This window comes from Glutamicibacter sp. V16R2B1 (genome assembly GCF_005774635.1).
In the GTDB taxonomy this organism is placed as follows: domain Bacteria; phylum Actinomycetota; class Actinomycetes; order Actinomycetales; family Micrococcaceae; genus Glutamicibacter; species Glutamicibacter creatinolyticus.
In genome coordinates, this window is record NZ_VATX01000012.1 from 150,817 (window position 1) to 171,424 (window position 20,608).

21 protein-coding genes are annotated in these 20,608 nt (G+C 63.8%); 14 read left to right on the forward strand and 7 right to left on the reverse strand.

All coding sequences use genetic code 11. The features are described from left to right. Nucleotides 1-5: 5 nt before the first annotated feature. The 7 genes from FDN03_RS08045 to FDN03_RS08075 all read left to right on the forward strand — a co-directional run bounded on the left by FDN03_RS08045 (nucleotide 6) and on the right by FDN03_RS08075 (nucleotide 6,757). Nucleotides 6-812, forward strand: coding sequence for an ABC transporter permease subunit (locus tag FDN03_RS08045; RefSeq protein ID WP_249354432.1), 807 nt, complete (start codon nucleotides 6-8; stop codon nucleotides 810-812). Beyond that, nucleotides 809-1,585 (forward strand): ABC transporter permease, encoded by a 777-nt coding sequence (locus FDN03_RS08050; RefSeq protein WP_054820594.1) that lies wholly within the window; start codon nucleotides 809-811, stop codon nucleotides 1,583-1,585. The genes FDN03_RS08045 and FDN03_RS08050 overlap by 4 nt, the downstream gene beginning before the upstream one ends. Further along, entirely contained in the window at nucleotides 1,582-2,403 is an 822-nt protein-coding gene (locus FDN03_RS08055) for an ABC transporter ATP-binding protein (protein ID WP_249354434.1), read from the forward strand. The genes FDN03_RS08050 and FDN03_RS08055 overlap by 4 nt, the downstream gene beginning before the upstream one ends. Beyond that, nucleotides 2,400-4,001 (forward strand): sulfatase-like hydrolase/transferase, encoded by a 1,602-nt coding sequence (locus FDN03_RS08060; protein WP_138175797.1) that lies wholly within the window; start codon nucleotides 2,400-2,402, stop codon nucleotides 3,999-4,001. The genes FDN03_RS08055 and FDN03_RS08060 overlap by 4 nt, the downstream gene beginning before the upstream one ends. 338 nt (nucleotides 4,002-4,339) lie before the next feature. Further along, nucleotides 4,340-5,515 carry an NADP-dependent malic enzyme gene (locus FDN03_RS08065; protein ID WP_138175799.1) on the forward strand — a complete coding sequence of 392 codons (1,176 nt, stop codon included), beginning with the start codon at nucleotides 4,340-4,342 and terminating at the stop codon, nucleotides 5,513-5,515. 216 nt (nucleotides 5,516-5,731) lie between these two features. Further along, nucleotides 5,732-6,181 carry a DUF4262 domain-containing protein gene (locus FDN03_RS08070; RefSeq protein WP_138175801.1) on the forward strand — a complete coding sequence of 150 codons (450 nt, stop codon included), beginning with the start codon at nucleotides 5,732-5,734 and terminating at the stop codon, nucleotides 6,179-6,181. Between the two features lie 48 nt (nucleotides 6,182-6,229). After that, nucleotides 6,230-6,757: a DUF4262 domain-containing protein gene (locus tag FDN03_RS08075; protein WP_138175803.1), complete on the forward strand. Its 528-nt coding sequence runs from the start codon at nucleotides 6,230-6,232 to the stop codon at nucleotides 6,755-6,757. 38 nt (nucleotides 6,758-6,795) lie between these two features. On the opposite strand, the gene cycA is transcribed toward FDN03_RS08075, so the two are convergent. Next, nucleotides 6,796-8,256 carry a D-serine/D-alanine/glycine transporter gene (cycA, locus tag FDN03_RS08080; protein WP_171021179.1) on the reverse strand — a complete coding sequence of 487 codons (1,461 nt, stop codon included), beginning with the start codon at nucleotides 8,254-8,256 and terminating at the stop codon, nucleotides 6,796-6,798. A 220-nt stretch (nucleotides 8,257-8,476) separates the two neighbouring features. On the opposite strand from cycA, the gene FDN03_RS08085 reads away from it, so the two are divergent. Continuing rightward, on the forward strand, nucleotides 8,477-9,322 hold the full coding sequence (locus FDN03_RS08085) for a CoA ester lyase (RefSeq protein ID WP_138175807.1): 846 nt from the start codon (nucleotides 8,477-8,479) through the stop codon (nucleotides 9,320-9,322). A gap of 130 nt (nucleotides 9,323-9,452) precedes the next feature. Here FDN03_RS08085 and FDN03_RS08090 read toward each other — a convergent pair whose 3' ends face one another. The 3 genes from FDN03_RS08090 to FDN03_RS08100 all read right to left on the reverse strand — a co-directional run bounded on the left by FDN03_RS08090 (nucleotide 9,453) and on the right by FDN03_RS08100 (nucleotide 12,419). After that, nucleotides 9,453-10,958 carry a sodium:alanine symporter family protein gene (locus FDN03_RS08090; protein WP_138175809.1) on the reverse strand — a complete coding sequence of 502 codons (1,506 nt, stop codon included), beginning with the start codon at nucleotides 10,956-10,958 and terminating at the stop codon, nucleotides 9,453-9,455. Between the two features lie 103 nt (nucleotides 10,959-11,061). Further along, nucleotides 11,062-11,559: a ribonuclease E activity regulator RraA gene (gene rraA / locus FDN03_RS08095; protein ID WP_138175811.1), complete on the reverse strand. Its 498-nt coding sequence runs from the start codon at nucleotides 11,557-11,559 to the stop codon at nucleotides 11,062-11,064. 2 nt (nucleotides 11,560-11,561) lie between these two features. Then, a complete protein-coding gene (locus FDN03_RS08100) occupies nucleotides 11,562-12,419 on the reverse strand; it encodes a fumarylacetoacetate hydrolase family protein (RefSeq protein ID WP_138175813.1) in 858 nt (285 codons plus the stop codon). 212 nt (nucleotides 12,420-12,631) lie between these two features. On the opposite strand from FDN03_RS08100, the gene FDN03_RS08105 reads away from it, so the two are divergent. From FDN03_RS08105 to FDN03_RS08120, 4 genes are all read left to right on the forward strand, one after another. Beyond that, nucleotides 12,632-13,273, forward strand: a complete 642-nt coding sequence (locus FDN03_RS08105; protein WP_138175815.1) for an ABC transporter permease — start codon at nucleotides 12,632-12,634, stop codon at nucleotides 13,271-13,273. 121 nt (nucleotides 13,274-13,394) lie between these two features. Continuing rightward, nucleotides 13,395-14,579 carry an ABC transporter ATP-binding protein gene (locus FDN03_RS08110; RefSeq protein ID WP_138176147.1) on the forward strand — a complete coding sequence of 395 codons (1,185 nt, stop codon included), beginning with the start codon at nucleotides 13,395-13,397 and terminating at the stop codon, nucleotides 14,577-14,579. Then, the gene (locus FDN03_RS08115) at nucleotides 14,576-15,304 is read left to right on the forward strand and encodes an ABC transporter permease (protein ID WP_138175817.1); all 729 of its coding nucleotides are present in this window, start codon (nucleotides 14,576-14,578) and stop codon (nucleotides 15,302-15,304) included. Before FDN03_RS08110 ends, FDN03_RS08115 begins: the two co-directional genes overlap by 4 nt. After that, nucleotides 15,301-16,281, forward strand: coding sequence for a glycine betaine ABC transporter substrate-binding protein (locus tag FDN03_RS08120; RefSeq protein ID WP_138175819.1), 981 nt, complete (start codon nucleotides 15,301-15,303; stop codon nucleotides 16,279-16,281). Before FDN03_RS08115 ends, FDN03_RS08120 begins: the two co-directional genes overlap by 4 nt. 197 nt (nucleotides 16,282-16,478) lie before the next feature. Here FDN03_RS08120 and FDN03_RS08125 read toward each other — a convergent pair whose 3' ends face one another. Further along, nucleotides 16,479-17,132 (reverse strand): isochorismatase family protein, encoded by a 654-nt coding sequence (locus FDN03_RS08125; RefSeq protein ID WP_138175821.1) that lies wholly within the window; start codon nucleotides 17,130-17,132, stop codon nucleotides 16,479-16,481. A 370-nt stretch (nucleotides 17,133-17,502) separates the two neighbouring features. Between FDN03_RS08125 and FDN03_RS08130 the strand changes: the two genes are divergently transcribed. After that, on the forward strand, nucleotides 17,503-18,057 hold the full coding sequence (locus FDN03_RS08130; protein WP_138175823.1) for a YceI family protein: 555 nt from the start codon (nucleotides 17,503-17,505) through the stop codon (nucleotides 18,055-18,057). Between the two features lie 110 nt (nucleotides 18,058-18,167). On the opposite strand, the gene FDN03_RS08135 is transcribed toward FDN03_RS08130, so the two are convergent. Beyond that, nucleotides 18,168-19,151, reverse strand: a complete 984-nt coding sequence (locus FDN03_RS08135) for a diaminopimelate dehydrogenase (RefSeq protein WP_138175825.1) — start codon at nucleotides 19,149-19,151, stop codon at nucleotides 18,168-18,170. A 124-nt stretch (nucleotides 19,152-19,275) separates the two neighbouring features. After that, entirely contained in the window at nucleotides 19,276-19,668 is a 393-nt protein-coding gene (locus tag FDN03_RS08140) for a DUF4190 domain-containing protein (protein WP_138175827.1), read from the reverse strand. Between the two features lie 128 nt (nucleotides 19,669-19,796). On the opposite strand from FDN03_RS08140, the gene arfB reads away from it, so the two are divergent. Then, nucleotides 19,797-20,216 (forward strand): alternative ribosome rescue aminoacyl-tRNA hydrolase ArfB, encoded by a 420-nt coding sequence (gene arfB, locus FDN03_RS08145; protein ID WP_138175829.1) that lies wholly within the window; start codon nucleotides 19,797-19,799, stop codon nucleotides 20,214-20,216. The last annotated feature ends 392 nt before the right edge of the window (nucleotides 20,217-20,608 follow it).

Here is a 20,608-nt window from a genome sequence, read left to right on the forward strand (position 1 = left end):
CCCCCGTGCGCCGGGCTACCGCACGGGCAGCAAATACCCTGGAAACTCCGGCAACGAAAGCAGCACTTGGCGCGCTGGGAGCACTGCTGCTCCTCGGGCTATGGCAGGCAACAGCCGCCGCGGGAATCTTCGGTACGGGACTACCCACCGTCAGCGCGACGTTGGGGGAACTGACCCAACTGCTTGCCAGTTCCGAATTCTGGAGCGAAACGGCCATCACGATCTGGCTCGCCCTGCTCGGACTTGTACTTTCGATAGTTGCCGGAGTCATCCTGGGGCTACTTATCGGCTCCCTGAGCACGGTGCGCTACGCGACCCTGGCAGTCGTAGAATTTCTCAAACCGATCCCGCCGATCGTCGTCTTGCCACTTTGCGTCATGATATGGGGACCGACCAGCCAGATGGCGTTGGTACTGGTGCTCATCGGAACGGTCCTGTCCACCACAATTCAGGTCATCGCGGGCGTCAACGACACCGACCCGGTCGCAACCAACACTGCACGATCCTTCGGCATGGGGCCCGCCGAACGCCTGTGGCGCATCACGTTGCCCTCGGCGTCCCCTTATATCGGCACCTCCGTTCGCATCGGCGCCCCCTCGGCGCTCATTATCGTTGTGGTCGCCGGGCTCCTTGGCGGTGCTCCAGGATTGGGCAGCAGCATTTATGGCGCCCAGGCGGCAGGGGACTTTCCTCGGGTGTACGCACTGGTGTTGGTGCTGGGTGTGCTCGGGTTGCTTGCCCAGAATGGGGCCGTCTTGATTGAACGCAAAGTTCTGCACTGGCATCCGGCCTTCAGGGAGGAAGCAAAGTGAAACGGCATCTTCTCAACCTCACGTTGGCGGTACTGACTCCGATTGTTTTGATCGCTGCCTGGTTCGGAGCTTCCAACTCATCGACCAATGCCTTCTTCCCACCCCTGCGGCAAATTCTTTCCCGCTTCGCCGATCTATGGTTATTCGAGCACTTTGTCAGTGACATTCTGCCGAGTATGAAAAATCTCGTTCTGGGGTTCCTTATCGCGGTAGTGCTCGGTGTATTGATCGGGTTCGTCCTGGCTACGGTCCCGTTGCTGCGGGCCATGTTCGAACCCAGCCTGCACCTGTTGCGCGGAATTCCGCCGGTGGCGCTGGTGCCGATTCTAATCACCTTGGTCGGTTTTGGTGACGAGATGCGTATTGCTTCCATCGTGATCGCCGCGGTCTTTCCCACCATGATCGCCACCATGGATGGCATCAAAGCGGTGGATTCTTCCTTGAAGGATGTGTGCACCGTGTACCAGCTGTCCCGCCGCGACCGGCTCATGTCCGTGTATCTTCCCTCCGCCGGACCGCAGATTGCAGCGGGCATGCAGGTCAGTTTGCTGGTGGCGTTCATCGTGATGATCGCCTCGGAGATGATGGGCACTGCACAGGGGATCGGTGCCATGACGCTGTTGGCCCAACAGACCTTCATGGCTGCGGACATGTGGGCCGGGATTCTCTTGCTGGGTTTCATCGGCTTCGCCAGCAATATGGTCTTTGACATCTTCAAGAACCGGGCCCTGTCCTGGTACATCGGATCCAAGAAACTGGAGAAAGTACAGTGAACTCCACGATTGACAACCCGACCCAGCACACCGAGCCCACGACACGGGTGCCGCGACTGCAAGTCGAGGCACTAGCCAAAACCTACGGCACGGGTCCAAAATCGGTCGAGGTCATCGAAAACTTGTCGTTCAGCGTCAATGCCGGGGAAATGGTGTGCATCGTTGGCCCTTCCGGGGTTGGCAAAACGACGTTGCTGAAGTGCCTTGCCGGGCTGCATTCCTGCAGCGGCGGCAGCATGAAGATTGACGGCAAGGTGGTCAGTGGCCCGCCAGCGGAAATGGCGTTGGTGTTCCAGGACTACTCGCGCTCGCTGATGCCGTGGCTGACGGTCGAGAAAAACTTGCGCCTACCCCTTCGGCACCTGCACCTTCCCGCGACGGAGGTCAGCGCCCGAGTGGAAGCGGCCCTCGCCGAAGTCGGTTTGAGCCACGCCGCAAAGCGCTATCCCTGGCAGCTCTCGGGCGGCATGCAGCAGCGTGTGGCGATCGCCCGGGCCTTGGCCTACCGCCCCGAGATCCTCATCATGGACGAACCCTTCGCCTCCGTTGATGCACAAACCCGTTTTGAGCTGGAGGACCTCTGCCTCAAGATTCGTGATGAATTGGGGATGACGATCTTGCTGGTAACGCACGACATCGATGAAGCGGTCTACCTCTCCGACCGAATTGTCGCGATCGGGCATAAGCCCGCCACCGTCTTGGAAGTCATGGACGTGGACCTTCCGCGGTCCCGTAACCAGATCACCACCCGCGCCTTGCCCGAATTCTCTGAGCAGCGCACCAAGGTGCTCTCCCTGATCCGGGAGGCCCAGGTATGAGCCCAAAGAGCAAGTCCCCCAACATTCTGGTGTTTATTGCGGACCAGCTGCGGGCGGATCACCTTGGAGCCTACGGCAACACCGAGGTGCGCACACCGAACTTGGACCGGTTGGCCGCGTCTTCAACCGTTTACGACTCCGCGCATGTCGCGAACCCCACCTGCATGCCGAACCGGGCCAGCCTGCTCACGGGCCGCTGGCCTAGCGGGCATGGCACGCAGTACAACGGGATTCCAGTGAATCCTGATGCCTCCACCTTCGTGCGCCAGCTTTCCCGCTGCGGCTACCGCACGAGCGCTGTGGGAAAACTCCATCACCAAAACATGGGATGGGACTTCGAGCCGGAACAACGGCAGCAAATCCTGGAAAGCGCACCGGGACTTCTCGATCCCGAACTGCCCGATGCCGTCGTCGCACGGCGTGAACCCGGTTGGGACCAATGGGAGAACCGTGCACGACATGAAGCCGGATACGTCGCGATGCCCGATGACTATTACGGCTACCAGGACGTAGACCTGGTCATCGGTCACGGAGACGCCCCCGGCGGGCATTGGCTGCATTGGGCTCGTGGAAAGGGAGTCGAGCCACGGGAACTGGGGGGCCCGGCAGCGGGGTCCGATGTTCTGGCCAGCTGGGAACAGGTCTATACCTCCGCGATTCCCGCCGAGGTGCATCCCACCAGCTACATTGGCGAGAAGGCGGTGGAACGCGTGCGGGCCGCCGCACGCGACGACGAACCGTTCTTCATGTTCGTTTCGTTCCCGGACCCACACCACCCATTCGCGCCGCCACGTGAGTACGCGCGCCGGTACGACCCGAAGAACTTGACACTCCCGGTGGGGTTCGACCAGGATCATGCCCGGTCCCCCGAACACATTCGTCGCATGCATCAACAACGCGGAACGCCGAACAGCGATCCGACCATGACTTTCGCCGTGACCGAAGACCAGTATCGGGCCGCTGCGGCCGCACAATATGGGTTGATTGAGTTCATGGATGAGCAGATCGGCAAGGTGCTGGAGACACTGCAGGAGACCGGTCAGGCGGAGGACACCATTGTTGTGTTCACCGCGGACCACGGGGACCTCTTTGGGGACCATGGCTTGATGCTCAAGCACTTCTCCCACTATCGGGCGGTGACGCGTGTTCCCCTGATCATCCGCGTTCCCGGCCAAGACGATCAACGCCGGAGCAGCGAACTGGTTTCCAGTGCTGACTTCGCACCGACCATGCTCGACTTGGCTGGCGTGCCGGCATTTCGCGGTATCCAGGGCCGCAGCCTGGTCGACGGTCACGGGAACCTTGCGCTGGGAACCGGAGCAGAAGCACTGCTCATCGAGGAGGACCAGCCGTTCTCCCTCGACGGACTTCCCGCCCCGGTGCGCATGCGAACTGTAATCACGAGCGAGGGCCGTCTGACCCGGTACATGGGAACGCCAATCAGCGAACTCTACGACCACCGATCGGACCCTGATGAACTGCAGAACCTCGCCGGCACCGTGGAGGGGACTCAACTGGCCCATCGCCTGCAGACCGCCTTGAGCGAACAATTGGTCAACCTGGCAACAGCACGGTCGCGTCCCACAGCAGCCGCCTAATGGAGCGAGAACGAGGTAGGACGGATGGGGAATTTATGACGCATATGCGACGAGCGGGAGTTGTCACGCGATGAACGGTTCCCGTATGGTGGAAACCAAGGTCTAAAGAAAGTACTGACCAACCATCATTGCGGCACGCAATGACGTGACGAGATGCCTTACCTGGCAACGGCGTTGTTGTTTCGTGCGTTTGTGACGTGAAGTTCGAGCCTGATGCGTGCTCGCTTTACCTGAACGTGGCCGGATGCTTGGTTTTGCGCGTTCCTGCGCTATGCCACAAGTTTCGTGGGCAATGCGTTATGCCGTTTTCAGCACTTTCTGAAGGAAGAAGAAGTCCAATGTCTGTTGACTCCACCCAAGACCTGTCCAAGATCACCGACGCCGAAGTTTTCGAAGCCCATGAGGGTGGCAAGCTGAGCGTCATCTCCCAGATGCCCCTGCGCAGCAAGCGCGATCTGTCGATCGCCTACACCCCGGGCGTGGCCAAGGTTTCCCAGGCCATCGCGGACGACCCGGCCAAGCATGATTCACACACCTGGGCCTCCCGCCTGGTGGCCGTGGTTTCCGACGGCACTGCGGTCCTGGGCCTGGGGAACATCGGGGCCGCCGCGTCACTGCCGGTCATGGAGGGCAAATGCGCGCTGTTCAAGGAATTTGCCGGACTGAACTCGATTCCACTGGTTCTTGAAACCACCGACGTGGACGAAATTGTGGACACCATCATTCGTCTTCGTCCCAGCTTCGGTGCCGTGAACCTGGAGGACATTTCCGCTCCCCGCTGCTTTGAAATCGAACGCCGGTTGATTGAAGCCCTGGACATCCCGGTGATGCACGATGACCAGCATGGCACCGCAGTGGTGGTGCTGGCGGCCCTGATCGGCGCGGCCCGCTACACCCAGCGCGACCTCTCCGCGCTGAAGGTCGTCATCTCCGGTGCCGGCTCGGCCGGCGTGGCGGTGACGAAGCTGCTGCTGCAGGCCGGTGTGGGGGACGTGATCGTCCTGGATTCACGCGGCACCATCCACCGTGAGCGGGATGACCTGAACGCAACCAAGGCGGAGCTGGCGGCCATCACCAACCGTGAGGACGTGATGGGCGGATTGGCCGAGGCGCTGGATGGCGCCGATGTGGTCGTCGGGCTGTCCTCGTCGAAGTTCGATGAGGAAGCCGTGGCGCGGATGAATAAGGACGCGATCATCTTTGCACTGTCCAACCCCAACCCGGAGATCATGCCGCAGGACGCCAAGAAATATGCGGCGGTGGTCGCCACCGGGCGCAGCGACTTCCCGAACCAAATCAACAACGTGCTGGCCTTCCCGGGCATCTTCCGCGGTGCACTGGATTCCGGGGCTGCGAAGATCACCGAACAGATGAAGGTGGCCGCCGCACATGCTATCGCCGACCTGGTCGGCGAGGATCTGGCAGCCGACTACATCATCCCCTCCGCCCTGGACGAGCGGGTCATGCCCGCGGTAGCCAAGGCAGTTGGCGCGGCGGCCGAATCCGCCCAGTAGGCAGCATGCTGCAGGGCCGGGCCACGGCCGCACGAAGGACGCACCCACGATCCAACGGATCACCGTGGGTGCGTCCTTCGTTTAAGCGCGCTTTCTTATCCACAGATTTGCCGAGCACCGTTTGCCGCGGCATATCGGCACGACACTGGAATCTATCCACGACGACCGCCGTGGAACCGCCCAACGGCTGCGCGCCGATTGAGGAAGTGATTTCAAATGTGCACGATTTGCGCCCCTGATGCGCCCCAGGCTCAACTGAACCGGGACATCACCCAGGACATCAAGAACGAAGGATGCAGCGTGCTGCTGTACCAAAACCCGGACGAGACAACGCGTTTCGGGCACACCATCGGTCTCAGCGCCAAGGGGCACCCCGAGCTGATGATCTGGGAGGAAGACACCACGTTCGTGGTTAAGATGCTGCGCAACCTGGCGCACGGCATCGTCCACCATGGCCAACGCTTCGAACGTGATGACATCACCTACTGGTTCGGGTTCGCGTTGACTTTCGAGGAGATCGTCAACGTTGAGGAAATCGCCCCGATCGCCATGTGCCGCTACGGCGAAGGGACCAGGGTGCTCATGGTTGTCCCCGCCGAGGAGCAGGACGGGGGTTACCTCGAGCTGGAGGACGAGGATGAACCCTACGACCGGCGCGGTCGGTGAGCCCGGTCAAGCCGATGGGGTGTTGCCCGGCTGGAGGCAGCGGTCCCCATGAAGGAAGTTATCCACAAATTCGCGATCAAGCCCAAGAACACCCTTGCCCGGGTCAACACTGGGAAGGCCGGAGAAGCAAACACCATCCAAGGAGTGAGGACCATGTGCATGATGTGCGATGGCATGTCCGCCGCCGAAGTTGAAGCACACATCAACGGGCAGATCGCCCAGAACGGCTACGCCGTCTACTGCATCCAGGACCCGAACCCCAAACGCGTGTTCGGGTACACCGTGGGCCTGACCCGCCTGGGGCAGCCGGAATTCCTGGTGCGGGGCATCAGCGAAGAAGACACATTGATCATGCTCAATGGGCTGGCACGCCAGGTGCTGCGCGGCGAATACTACGACCACGGCCACACCGCGGATTGGAAGGACGGGCGGCTGATGTACTTCGCCCTGAAGACCGGTGCGGGCAAGTACACCCTGGGCGTGCACCGGCGCTATGGGCTGGTGGCAAGGGTCCTGGAAGTGCATCTGATGAAGCACGGCGGCCCCGTCCGGAAAGCACCGAACGAGGCCGCCTGAGCAACGGTTGCCCTGAACCGCCAGGGGAGGCGGGGAGATTAGCCGCGGTACAGTGCCGCGGCCTGGTTCTCCTCCTCGACCTTGGCGGCATGCGCCTGGCGCAGGGCCTGATGCTGCGGGTTCTTGCGCAGCTTCAGGTAGCACACCCCAAGAATGGCGAACCAGGCCGGGGTTGCCAGCAGGGCCTGGAGCGTGTCGGGCTGGGTGGTCAAGGTCCACAGGATGAACACGAAGAACGCCAGCACCACATAGGGCATCAGCATGCCAAAGGGCATCTTGAACTTGCTCTGATCATGCAGGTGCGGGCGGCGCTTGCGGTACACCAGGTAGCTGAGCAGGATCATCGTCCACACGAACATGAAGCACAGTGCGGAGATTGTGGTGACCAGGGTGAAGGCCTCGGCCACCGAACCCTCGGTGTAGAGCAGCACGACGCCGGCCAGCAGGAACATGCAGGAGAACAACAGGGCGTTGCGCGGCACCTGGTTCTTGGTCAGCTTGCCAAAGCGCTTGGGCGCATCCCCGTCCACCGCCAGCGAGTAGATCATGCGCGAGGTCGAGTAGATCCCGGAGTTGGCGCTGGAGGTTGCCGAGGTGAGCACGACGAAATTCACCACGCCGGCGGCACCGACCAGCCCGGCCAGCGCGAACATGCCCACGAACGGGGATTCCTCGGGGGAGAACTTGACCCAGGGAGTGACCGACATCAGGATGACCAGCGAGCCGACGTAGAACAGGATAATGCGCAGCGGGATCGAGTTCACCGCGCGCGGCAGGGTCTTTTCCGGGTCCTTGGTTTCCGCAGCCGTGGTGCCCACCAGTTCAATGCCCACAAAGGCGAACACTGCAATCTGGAATCCGGCAATGAAGCCCATCATGCCGGTGGGGAACAGTCCACCGTAGTTCCACAGGTTGGAGAACGAGGCGCGGGTTCCGTCGGCCTCGAAACCGAGCACGATCATGGCCAGCCCGGTGACGATCAGCGCCAGGATCGCCACGATCTTGATCAGCGCAAACCAGAACTCGGTTTCACCGAAGTTCTTCACGCTGGGAAGGTTCAGGGCCACCAGCAGCACGATGCACGTCAGTGCCGGAATCCACAGGGGCAGGTCGCCCCACCAGAAAGCCACATAGTGGGCGATCGCCACCACGTCGGCGATCCCGGTGACCACCCAGCAGAACCAGTAGGTCCACCCGGTAAAGAAGCCGGCCCACGGGCCGAGCAGGTCACCGGCGAACTCGGAGAAGGTCTTGTACTCCAGGTTGCTCAGCAGGATCTCGCCCATGGCCCGCATGACGAAGAAGAGCATGAACCCGATGATCATGTACACGAAGATCACCGAGGGGCCGGCGACGGCGATGGTCTTGCCCGAACCCATGAACAGGCCGGTGCCGATGGCCCCGCCGATGGCGATTAGCTGGATGTGCCGGTTGGACAACGCCCGTTCGAGCTTTTGATTGTCCTGCGACTGTGTCTGCTGCGTGATTTCGCCAGCCACGGTCGTCTCCTTCCTCGGCCCCGCCCCGGTGCTCACGGTGCTAAGGCAAAATTATGCGTCCCTGAAGCCGATGGTCGTTCCCTATGAACCACCGAACCCGGGAAAACACGTTACTCTCTAACTGGAGAAAACCGTAATTGGCGTCACATGCCCTAGTGAGCGGCCGCAACACCGCAGGCAGTTCTGGGTGCCGGTGATGCGTAGTGAGTAGGGTAGTGGTATGGCATTCCGTAATCGTCGAGCAGCAGCTCTCCCCGCAAAACTTTCCCGTTCCTGGTTGTTGGTCAACGCCGCGAAGCCAGAGGAATTCGGGCCGGCCCTGGCCTGCGAGGCGGACTCGGTCATCTTCGATATGGAAGCCGCCGTACCCGACGACAAGAAGGGTGAGGCCCGCGACGCGGTGGTCAACGCCCTGTCTACGGGAATGACCGCCTGGGTGCGCGTGAACGGCATTGACACCGAGTTCTGGGCCGATGACCTGGCAGCCCTCTCCGAGGCGCCGGGACTGCGTGGCATCATGCTGGCCATGACCGAGAAGCCTGAGCAGGTCACGCTCAGCGCCATGCGTCTGCGTGCCGGCACCCCGGTGCTGGCGCTGATCGAATCGGCGCTGGGCATCGAAAACGCCACCGCCATCGCCTCGGCCCCCGGCACCTTCCGTCTGGCCTTTGGTGTGAACGACTTCCGCAAGGACACCGGCGTCTCGGATTCTCCGTTGGCGTTGGCCTACGCCCGCGGCAAGCTGGTTGTCGCCTCCCGCGTGGGCAAGCTGCCCGGCGCGATCGACGGCCCACCCCCGGCCGGGGCCGACGCCGGGGTGGTCAGCGAGGAAACTCAGGTGACCGCGTCGATGGGCATGACCGGCAAGCTCTCGCTCTCCCGGGACCACGTGGATGGCATCAACGCCGCCCTGGCCCCGAGCGCCGATGAGCTGTCCTGGGCCATGGAGCTGCTGGAGGCGCACGCCGCCGGTGCCGCAGTGGGCGACGGGTCCTACCTGCCGCGTCTGGCCCGTGCGCAGAAGATCGCCGACCTGGCCGACTCCTACGGCCTGTGGAACGCCTAGCCGCCTAGCTGCTCGCGGCGCCCAGACCGGCCTGGGCGCAACAGCCGTTGAATACCTGAACAAAGTACAAGAGCCAGTCCCTGAACGGGACTGGCTCTTGTGTCTGAGGGGCAGCTGGCAGCGCCCGCCCTTAGCGTTCGTGGACCTCGGTCTTGCCGGTGGCCTGGGCGTGGGCGGAGCCGATGACGTCGCCGGCCTTCCACTCATCCCAGCCCGGACGTCCGGCCATGAACGTCTCGATCTGGTCCTTGGTGGCTTCCAGCTTCGGGTCGTTCTTCAGGTACCACTTGGTTTCGCGGGCCACCAGTCCGGAGAGGATCAGCAGACCCAACAGGTTCGGCAGGGCCATCAGCCCGTTCATCATGTCGGAGAAGTTCCACACCACGGCCAGCTCGGTGGTGGCGCCCACGAACACGACCAGGGAGAACACCACGCGGAACGGCATCACCAGGGCGCGACCGAATAGGCGCTCCATCTGGCGTTCACCGTAGTAGCACCAGCCCAGGATGGTGGAGAAGGCGAACATCACCAGGCCGATGGTCACAATCCAGTGTCCCCACTGGCCAGGCAGGCCGTGGGTGAAGGCCTGGCCGGTCATCAGCGCGGCGGAGATCTGCTCCCCGGTCTCCGGGTCAATCATGTTCCAGGTGCCGGTGGTGATGATGACCAGGCCGGTGCAGGTGACCACGATGATGGTGTCGATGAAGGTCTGGGTCATCGAGACCAGGCCCTGGCGCACCGGGTGGCTGGTCTGTGCAGCGGCGGCGGCGATGGCCGCCGAGCCCATGCCCGACTCATTGGAGAAGATGCCGCGGGCCACGCCGAACTGCACGGCGATGATGATGGCCGAGCCGGCGAAGCCACCCACGGCGGAGGTGCCGGTGAACGCGTCGGTGAAGATGGTGGCGAACGCGGCGGGGATCTTGCCCAGGTTGGCCAGCAGGATGTAGATGGCGGCGCCCACGTAGAAGATGATCATCACCGGGACGAACCCGGCGGTGATGCGGCCGATGGACTTGATGCCGCCGACCAGCACGGCCAGGGAGAGCACCATCAGCACCGCGCCGGTGACCCACAGCGGCACCTGGAAGGAGTTCTCCAGGTTCGCGGAGATCGAGTTGGCCTGGGTCAGGTTGCCGATGCCGAAGCTGGCGATCGCTGCGGCGATGGCGAAGAACAGGGCCAGGAACTTGCCGAACGGGCCCTTGATGCCGCGCTGCAGGTAGTACTGCGGGCCGCCGGACTTCTCACCGGCGGCGTCGGTGCCGCGGAAGCGCACACCCAGGAAGGCCTCCGAGTACTTCGAGGCCATGCCGAAGATGCCGGTGATCCACATCCAGAACAGCGCACCGGGCCCGCCGATGCCGATGGCGGTGGCCACCCCGACGATGTTGCCGGTGCCCACGGTGGCGGCCAGGGCGGTGGTCAAAGCCTGGAACTGGGAGACGTCTCCCTCCGAACCGGCGTCCTTGCGCTTGATGATCCCCAGGCGCAGTGCCGGACCGAGCTTGACCAGCTGGATCAGGCCCAGCCGGATCGTCAGGTACAGCCCGGTGAGCAGCAGAAGTGGGATCAGGACAAATGGCCCCCAAATGACGGACGAGATGTCGCCAAACAGGGTCGTGAGGGCTTCCATGTGTTGGTCCTCCAGTGATGCGAGTGTGATGTTCATGACGCTGGTGGCGTCAAGGTAATACACTAACCCATCATGGTGACCTGGATCTCCATTTATTGCGGGCTCAGCCGATCGGGTCCAGCAGGATCCCGTCATCGTCGCTGTGCAGCATCAGCCCGGGACGGAAAGTCACCGAACCGAAGCGCAGTTCCACGTCAGGGGAGCCCGAGTCCAGTTTCTGGCTCTTGCGCGGGTTGGTGCCCAGCGCCTTGATTCCCAGGTCCAAGGTGGCCAGTTCCGCCGAGTCCCGCACGGCGCCGTGGATGACCAATCCGGCCCAGCCGTTGTCCAGTGCGGTCTTGGCGACCATGTCACCGAGCAGTGCGCAGTCCAGGGATCCGGCTCCGTCAACCACCAGCACCTGCCCGTTGCCGGGGGTGGCGACAATCTGCTTGAGGATGGAGTTGTCCTGGTAGCAGCGCAGCGTTCGGATTGGGCCGCTGAACTTGGTCCGCCCGCCGAAGTTGCGCAGCTGGGTGGAGACCGACTGCAGGGTCTCGTCGTCGTCGAACAGATCGCAGGTGGAAAAATCCTGGGGTGCCGAAGCGTTGGCGTTGTGCATGCCTAGTCCTCCTGTGGGTGGAAGGTCAGCCGGCTGGTGCCCAGACCTTCGATGCTGGTTTCCAGTACGTCGCCGGGCTTGAGCCAGGGGCGGCGTCCGTTCTCGTCCTTGCGTGAGACGGCCACCCCGGCCGGGGTGCCGGTCAGGATCAGGTCCCCGGGCTGCAGTTCGGTCATCGCCGAAATGTAGCTGACCAATTCGGCCACATTGAAGACCAGGTCATCGGTGGAGTCGTCCTGGACCAGCTGCCCGTTGACCTTCGTGGTGATCCGCGCCCCGGGGGAAAATTCGTCGGCCGTGACCAGCCATGGGCCGACCGGGGTGGAGGCGTCCCAGGCCTTGCCCTGCAGCCACTGCCGGGTGCGGCCCTGGTAGCCGCGCATGGAGATGTCATTGGAGATGGCGTACCCGGCGATGTGCCGGTGCGCGTGCTCGGCGGGGATCCGCCGTCCCGGGGCGCCGATGATCACCGCCAGCTCACCCTCGTAGTCCACCCGGTGGTCCTCGCCGGGGATTTCCACGCTGTCGTTGGCGCCGCTGAGGCTGGAGGCGAACTTGGCGAAGATGGTGGGGTATTTCGGTTCCTCCATCTGGACCTCGGCGATGTGGTTGCGGTAGTTCAGTCCAATGCACAGCACCTTGGAGGGATTGGGGATCAGTGTGGCGTACACCAGCCCGGCGTGCGGCTGCGGCTGGCTGGCCCGGGCTTGCTCCAGGGCCTGCTGCCGCCGCTCCTCCTTGGCCCGCAGGAAATGCTGCACGTCCGGGAATCCTGGAAGCAGCTGGGCGCCTTGGTCGCTGATCAGCGCGGCGGCCGTGGGCGCCGCTAAATCGGGGGTGCGAAGGGTGGCAAGTTTCATGACCCCATCTCACTACAAGTGGCCTGCGGCACGCCAGTCGATGTCATTTCCTATTGCGGTTCGTGAGTGAACTAATAAGCCCAAGTCAGACGAGAAATACGGGTGTATCAATTGGAAGTGACCTAGCCAACTAGCTAAGCTAAAGGATGCCGGACCGCGAAATTCCGCGGATTTGGTGCATTTTTCGTAACTAGAGTGAAGCAGGTTTTGATGTGGGAGATTTCATTGGCGAGCGATATCGCCAAATACTGTTGGCCTCCTGGCAACACTTCTCGCTGGTAGGTCAATGCCTGATCCTGGCCACCGCCATTGCCGTAGTGCTGGCGGTGCTGGTGTACCGCAGCAAGGCGCTGGCGGGCGTGGCCAACGGCATCAGCGCCATTGGCTTGACGATCCCTTCCTTCGCGCTGATCGGCCTGCTGATTGTGCCGGTCGGTTTCGGCGTTACCCCCGCGGTCATTGTGGTGACCTTCTTCGCCGCGCTGCCGATCCTGCGCAACGCGATCGTGGGCCTGAACAATATTGAACCCAGCCTGGTCGAATCCGCCCGCGGCATCGGAATGAGCCGCCTGGGCACCTTGCTGAAGGTTGAGATTCCCATGGCGTGGCCGGTGATCCTGACCGGCATCCGGATTTCCGCCCAGATGGTCATGGGCGTCGCGGCGATCGCCGCCTATTCGCTCGGCCCGGGCCTGGGTGGAATGATCTTCTCCGGCCTTTCCCGCCTCGGTGGCGCCAACTCCCTGGAATCCGTCGTTGTCGGCGTGGTGGGAGTGGTCATCCTGGCCCTGATTCTTGATTTGATCCTGATCGGCATCGGCCGGCTCACAACCCCGCGAGGTATCCGTGTCTGAGAACAACGCTAGAGAAGACAACAACATGGCCGCTAACGGCAAGACCGCAGGCCAGGGCGGTGCCCGCACCGGCAGCACCGCCGCGAACGGCGCCGCTGAGGGCGTCACCGGCGCCTCGATCATGCTGCAGGAAGTCACCAAGACCTACCCGGGGCAGAAGAAGTCCGCGGTGGGCGGACTGACCCTGGAGATTCCGGCCGGCTCCATCGTGATGTTCGTCGGCCCCTCGGGCTGTGGCAAGACCACGACCCTGAAGATGATCAACCGGCTGATCGAGCCGACCAGCGGGCAGATCGTGATCAACGGCGATGACGTAACCAAGATGAACGGTGATGAGCTGCGCCGGCGCATCGGCTACGTGATCCAGGCCGGTGGATTGTTCCCCCACATGACGGTGGCCACCAACATCGGCATGGTGCCCAAGATGCTGGGCTGGTCCAAGGAGAAGATCGCAGCCCGCGTGGACGAGCTGCTCGAGCTGGTTTCCCTGGATCCGGAGCTGTACCGCGACCGCTTCCCGAAGGAGCTGTCCGGCGGACAGCAGCAGCGCGTGGGCGTGGCCCGCGCCCTGGCCGCCGACCCGCCGGTGCTGCTGATGGATGAGCCGTTCGGCGCCGTGGACCCGATCACCCGCCAGCGCCTGCAGGATGAGCTGCTGAACATCCAGTCCGAGGTGCAAAAGACCATCGTGTGCGTGACCCACGACTTCGATGAGGCCGTCAAGCTCGGCGACTGGATCGCCGTGTTCAACGAGGGCGCCCAGCTGGAGCAGTACGATTCGCCCGAACGCATCCTGGCCAACCCGGCCAGCGAGTTCGTGGAGAACTTCATCGGCTCCGGTGCCGGGCTGAAGCAGCTGACCCTGACCCGCGTGAACGAGGTCGAGCTGGAGGACGCGGTCACCGCGACCCCCGGCCAGCGCGCCTCCGATGTGCTCTCCCAGGTGCAGGGCGCCGGGGCGAAGTACGCGGTGGTGCTCGATTCGCGCGGCCGCCCGCTGCGCCGGCTCACCCGCCGCCAGCTCTCCCGCGCGCAGATTATCGAGGGCACCTATGACCCGAACCTGCCGTCGGTGGGCTGGCAGGCGACCCTAAACGACGCGCTGGACACCATGCTGGTCTCCAGCACCGAATCCGCCATCGTCACCGGCCGGCGCGACGCGTACGCTGGAATCATCACCGTGCAGACGGTGATGGAGGCGATCTCCGCGGCCAATGCGGCCGCCGGGGCGGACCACGAGGCACCGGTGGGCCTGAACTCCGGGGCGATCAGCCAGGTCGCCCTGCAGGACGGTGAGGACCAATGACCGCCGAACGACGTGGACTGCTTTACCAGCTGATCGGGATCCTGGTGGCCTTCGGGCTGCTGGTGGCCTGGCTGCTGACCGCAGACCTGAGCGACACCGAACGCCAGACCCTGGACCCGTCCACCATTTGGGGCTACACGGTGGAGCACCTGCAGATCACGGTGCTCGCCGCCCTGGTGGTGCTGGTCATCGCGATCCCGCTGGGGATCCTGCTCACCCGTCCCGGCATCCGCAAGGCGGCGCCCACGGTGCGCGCGATCGCCAACGTCGGGCAGGCCGCCCCGGCCATTGGCCTGGTGGTGCTGCTGGCGTTCTGGCTCGGCTACGGGCCGATGACCGCCGTGGTGGCGCTGGTGCTCTACGCGATCCTTCCGGTCCTGTCCAACACCATCATCGGCCTGCAGCAGGTCGACCAGCGGCTGGTGGAAGCCGGCCGCGGGATCGGGATGAGCCAGATGGCGGTCCTGTTCAAGGTGGAGCTGCCGCTGGCGGTTCCGGTGATGCTTTCGGGAATCCGCACCGCACTGGTGCTGCTGGTGGGTACCGCCACCCTGGCCACGTTCATCAACGGCGGCGGGTTGGGCATCCTGATCACCACCGGGGTGAACCTGTCGCTGAACGCGGTGCTGGTGGCCGGCTCGCTCTTGGTGGCCCTGCTGGCGGTGAGCGTTGACTGGATCGGACGCGTGGTGGAAACCGCGGCTCGACCGAAAGGACTGTCGTGAAAAACAAGCTGAAGCTGACCGCGCTGGGCGCTGCGGCGCTGCTCGGCCTGACCGGTTGCGGGCTCTCCCCGTCCACCGGCACCGTGCCGCCCTCCGCCCCCGGCGAGATCCAGCCCATCCCGGGCCTGTCCGAGGAGAAGCCGAAGGTCACCGTGACCTCCAAGTCCTTCACCGAGCAGCTGATCGTGGGCAAGATCGCGGTCATCGCACTGCAGACCGCCGGGTTCGACGTCACCGACCTGACCAACGTGCCCGGTTCGCAGCCGGCGCGTGAACTGCTGGTGAGCAACGCGGCCAACATGGTCTGGGAGTACACCGGCACCGCCTGGCTGACCTACCTGGGCCACGAGGAGCCGGTACCCGGCGCGGAGGCGCAGTGGAAGGCGGTGCGTGATGAGGACGCCAAGAACGGGCTCTACTGGGGTGCTCCGGCGCCGCTGAACAACACCTACGCCATGGCGATGAATGAAGAGGCGGCCAAGGAGCTGGGGGTCACCAAGCTCTCCCAGCTCAAGGACCTGGACAAGTCCGAGCTGACGTTCTGCGTGGACCCCGAGTTCAACTCCCGGCGTGACGGGCTGACCCCGATGCTGGAGGCGATCGGGCTCAAGCGCGGCAGCGACGTGCCCGAATCCAACGTCGGGCTCTATGACGTGGGGGCCATCTACTCGGCCACCGCGGACGGGGCGTGCAACTTCGGCGAGGTCTTCACCACCGACGGGCGCATCAAGGCGCTGAACCTGACGGTGCTGGAGGATGACGTGGAGTACTTCCCCAGCTACAACATGGCCCCGGTCATCAACGGTGAGTTCTATGAACAGTACCCGCAGGTGGCGGACGTGATGGCACAGATCGCCCCGCTGCTCACCGATGAGGTGCTGATGGACCTGAACTACCAGGTTGACGTTGAGGGCGGGGAACCGGCCGACGTGGCCTTCGCCTGGATGGTCCAGGAAGGCCTGGTCACCGAACCCTGACCGGGCCGCGGATCCGCGAGGAGCCGGTAATCCGCGCCCAGCCAAGAGCGCGGGGCCCGCAGAGTAATCTGCGGGCCCCGTGCTCTTTGCGTTCCCCCGCACTGGATAGCGCTCAGGATGTGACGCGGGGGAGCGGGTGAGGGGTGCTGGGGCGGCGGGGTCTGTCCGCCGCCCCGGCACCGAGCGGCGTGGGAAGGCTACTTCTGCTCGCCGCCGCTGGCCGCGGTGTGGCTTTCGATGACCGCTCCGTAGAACGGCATGGCCAGTTCGGCGAACGTTTCCGCGGTGCCCGCACCGCCCGGGTTCTTCCAGTCGCGCAGCAGCTCGGAGATGACACCGACGGTGCTGTTCAGGGTGACCCCGGCCTGCTGCAGGCGCAGCAGCGAGGTTTCCCGGGCGAGCTTGTTGGTCGTGCCCGAGGCGTCAACGATGGCATGCACGTTGTAGCCGCGGGCCCGGGCCGAAAGGGAGGCGAACATCAGGCAAACATCGGTGATGACGCCGGCGATCACCAGGTTCTTCTTCCCGGTGGCCTTCACCGCTTCTTCGAAGGCCGGGTCGTCCCAGGCGTCGACTTCACCGGTGCGGTGAATGATCGGGGTTTCATCACCCAGTTCTCGGGTCAGCTCCGGGATCAGCGGACCGTTGGGGCCGGTGGGAGCGGAAGTGGTGGCGACGACGGGTACATCGAAGACCTTGCCGATCTTGGCCAGGGCCTGGGCGTTGCGACGTACTTCGAGCTGATCGTGGTCCTGTACGCCGAGGATCAACCCGGACTGGTGGTCGACCAGCAGGATGGCGGTGTTCTCGGGGGTCAGGCGGTCATTGGGGTATCCGGCTAGCTCGGTCATCTTGTCCTGCCTTTCGGTTGGGGTCCCGCGAGCGGGTGCCCTCGGGATCCGATTTCCATGCGTTTGCATGTAGATCCTGTAACCCATCGGGTTCTCGATCCATTCCCGGCCCGGCGTATGAGGTGTGCCACCGGGAACTGTGTCGTGGGCGCCGCGATAGCGGCGGGGCCGCCCCCTTGTCGAGTGCCGCGGTGCGTGGGGTGCTTTGGGGCGGCCAGTGGCGGGCGTTGCACTGCGGGGTATGTCGAAGTGTGGCGAATTAATTGACGCATCATCATCGGGTGTGCAATGGTTAAGAGTGAAGCAGTTGAAGCGTCAATTATATTTTGGCGTTGCGCTACCACCCATATGACACACAGGGAGCAACCTTTTGACTACTGCCGCAGCTACCGACCTGACCACCGGAACCTGGAACCTGGACGCCGCCCACAGCGAAGTCAGCTTCGTCGTTCGCCATGCCGGCATCTCCCGCGTCCGCGGCAACTTCACTGACTTCGACGCCACCCTGACCGTCGGCGACTCCCTGGCCGACTCCGCCGTTGAGGCGACCATTCAGGTCGCCTCGGTAAGCACCAAGGATGCGAACCGCGACGCCCACCTAAAGGGTGAGGACTTCTTTGACGCGGAGAACTTCCCGGTCATGAGCTTCCGCTCGCTGCGCGCCGAGGGCGGCGACGAATTCACCCTGATCGGTGAAATGACCATCAAGGGCGTCACCAAGGAAGTTGAGCTGGAGGGGGAGTTCGGCGGCCAGACCGTTGACCCGTTCGGCATGACCCGGGCCGGCTTCAGCGCCACCACGACCATTTCCCGCAAGGAATTCGGCATCACCTGGAACGCCGCCCTGGAGGCCGGCGGAATGCTGGTCAGCGACAAGGTCAAGATCGAGATCGACGCGGCCTTCGTCCTGCCGGCCGCCGAGTAATACACCGCCTGGGGGCACACACCGCAAGAATGCGCAACGCCAGCGACCTTCCATGAAAAGGGTCGCTGGCGTTGCGTTGTTTTAAGGACCGTTGTGGCCCGGGTGCGCTGCTAGAGCATCTCGGCGCGCAGCTGGTCCGGGGACTTGGGCGACAGCAGCCCCGGGGCCACATCGAACACGGTTTGCGCGCCGGTGATCCCGGCGCGGTTCATCCGGTGCACCGCCCGCGCGTAGGCCACCAGCACGCTGGAGGTGAATTCGGGGTTCGAACCCAGCGCCAGGGAGTATTCGATGACCTGGTTCTGTTCGGCACTGGTGTTGCCCGAGCGGATCACGAATCCGCCGTGGGGCATGTCCGAATGCTCGGCGGCCAGGGTCTGGGCGTCAATGAAGTGCACCGTGGTGTCGTACTGATCGAAGTAGTGCTCCATGCTCACAATCGCCTCGCGCACCACCTCGGGATCCGCTGCGTCCTCCAGCACGACATAGCATTCGCGCTGGTGCTTCTGCCGGGTGCTCAGCGTGGGGCGCTGGCCGGCGCGCACCAGGTCGATCGCTTCCTGGCTGGGAATCGTGTACTGCACCCCGGCGGCCACCCCCGGCACGCGGCGCACCGCGTCGGAGTGGCCCTGGCTCAGCCCCCGGCCCCAGAACGTGTAGGTTTCCCCGTCGGGCAACAGCGCCTCGCCGTAGACGCGGTTGATGGAGAACATTCCCGGATCCCACCCGGCGGAGATCAGTGCGGTCTTGCCGCCGGCCCGGGCCGGGGGGTCCACGGCCGCGTGATACTCCGGGATCCTGGCGTGGGTGTCAAAGCTGTCCACTGTGTTGAACTTCGCGGCCAGCGCCGGTCCCTGCTCGGGGAGATCGGATTTCGAACCGCCACAGAGAATCAGCACGTCAATGGCGTCGGTGTGGGCATCCAGCTCGGCCATCGCGTAGCGCGGGGCCGGGGAAGCCAGCTCAAGGCTCTGCGGGTCGCGGCGGGTGAAGACCCCCACCAGTTCCATGTCGGCATTCTTCGCCACGGCCGCCTGGACCCCGCGGCCCAGGTTCCCGTAACCGGCAATTCCAATGCGAATCTTCTCAGGCACGTGCTTCCTATTCCTTGGCGCAATAATTCCTTCCCTTACGCTAGCCGTTGGCCATGGCGGGGGTTAAACGCAGGAACGGATATTACCGGCGCGAGGGAAGGCGTCGGCCCGGAACTGGGTGAACCTAGCTATTGGAGTAGAAGCTGAGCATGCCAAAGAGCACGAGCAGCCCGGCCAGCACCCACAGTGCGCCAAGGAAGGTGCCCAACCAGCCGGTGACCTTTCCGACCGTTGCCGCCGTATTGTATTGGCGTTCGGCCTTGTTGGCCTTGGAGATGGCAATCGGCCCCAGGATGATGCCCAGGGCGCTGAACACCAAGGCCAGGATGCCCAGGATCATCGAGGTCTGGGCCAGTTGGCCGCCGGTGAACTGCTCGCGGGAATTGTACTGCTGCGGCTGCTGCGTGCCGCCGGGGGTCTGGCCGTGGAACTGGGGCGGCTGATTGAAGGAACCCGAGTCGTAGGACGGTGCGCCCTGTGAGTACGGGTTGGTCGGTTCGTTGCTCGGCGTTGACATGTCGACTCTCATTCCACTTGTGGCGGCTGATTTCAATTCAAGCAGTTTCGCCACCGGGCGACCAGCCACTGCAGTGAGTTCTTGGCTCCCAGGGTGGCCGGGGCGCGGGGGTGTGCCATGCTGGAAGGATGGATCTGAGGGTTTCGCGCACGTTGAGCATTCCGGCCGTTGAGCTGGAATGGCGCTTCTCCCGTGCCTCGGGACCCGGTGGCCAGCATGTGAACACCTCGTCCACCCGGGCTGAACTGTCCTGGAACATTGCCGCCTCCCATGCCCTCTCACCGGGGCAGCGCGAACGCCTGCTGGAACGGCTGTCCTCCCGGTTGACCGACGGGAGCATCACGGTTTCGGCCGCGGAGCAGCGTTCGCAGCTGCTCAATCGGCGCAGCGCCCAGGAAAAGCTGGGTCAGATCATCGCCGCTGCGCTCGCCCCGGATCCGCCCAAGCGCAGGGCAACGAAGCCAACGAAGGGATCCCAACGCCGCCGTTTGGAGGCCAAGGCCCAGCGCTCGCAGACCAAGGCGCAGCGGCGGCGGCCAACCCTGTAAGCCGAGGCGGTGCACGCTCATCCGACGAATGTGCCGCAATCAGGGCCGCTCCCATGCCTGCGAGATTCCATCAGTTCCCGGCGAAGCATGGGGCCATGCCCAGGCGCAACGCGTCGTATTTTCGGCCGTTGGCCGTTGGTCTCGCACATCGCACAGAGCGTCTTTTGCGGTGGGACTTCGATTCTGCTGTGGAACGCAGCTGGTCGAGATGGAGAACGGCAATGAATTCTCCGGGGCGCTCCGAGGTGGCGGAGCATAACCGACCACTTGAGCAATCTGGTTTGGCAGAAAAGTTCACTCGGCGTGCCATCATGCTGAGAGACCACGCGTACCGGTCCGCGATGCCTGCGGTGCGTCGGTGGCAGCTCGTGGAGACGGCATCTCGCGGCAAA

Coding starts and splice junctions, on each gene's coding strand:
- FDN03_RS08060 (WP_138175797.1), top strand. CDS start 2,400: ATGAGCCCAAAGAGCAAGTCCCCCAACATTCTGGTGTTTATTGCGGAC.
- FDN03_RS08065 (WP_138175799.1), top strand. CDS start 4,340: ATGTCTGTTGACTCCACCCAAGACCTGTCCAAGATCACCGACGCCGAA.
- FDN03_RS08070 (WP_138175801.1), top strand. CDS start 5,732: ATGTGCACGATTTGCGCCCCTGATGCGCCCCAGGCTCAACTGAACCGG.
- FDN03_RS08075 (WP_138175803.1), top strand. CDS start 6,230: ATGAAGGAAGTTATCCACAAATTCGCGATCAAGCCCAAGAACACCCTT.
- FDN03_RS08085 (WP_138175807.1), top strand. CDS start 8,477: ATGGCATTCCGTAATCGTCGAGCAGCAGCTCTCCCCGCAAAACTTTCC.
- FDN03_RS08090 (WP_138175809.1), bottom strand. CDS start 10,958: ATGGAAGCCCTCACGACCCTGTTTGGCGACATCTCGTCCGTCATTTGG.
- rraA (WP_138175811.1), bottom strand. CDS start 11,559: ATGCACAACGCCAACGCTTCGGCACCCCAGGATTTTTCCACCTGCGAT.
- FDN03_RS08100 (WP_138175813.1), bottom strand. CDS start 12,419: ATGAAACTTGCCACCCTTCGCACCCCCGATTTAGCGGCGCCCACGGCC.
- FDN03_RS08110 (WP_138176147.1), top strand. CDS start 13,395: ATGCTGCAGGAAGTCACCAAGACCTACCCGGGGCAGAAGAAGTCCGCG.
- FDN03_RS08115 (WP_138175817.1), top strand. CDS start 14,576: ATGACCGCCGAACGACGTGGACTGCTTTACCAGCTGATCGGGATCCTG.
- FDN03_RS08125 (WP_138175821.1), bottom strand. CDS start 17,132: ATGACCGAGCTAGCCGGATACCCCAATGACCGCCTGACCCCCGAGAAC.
- FDN03_RS08140 (WP_138175827.1), bottom strand. CDS start 19,668: ATGTCAACGCCGAGCAACGAACCGACCAACCCGTACTCACAGGGCGCA.
- arfB (WP_138175829.1), top strand. CDS start 19,797: ATGGATCTGAGGGTTTCGCGCACGTTGAGCATTCCGGCCGTTGAGCTG.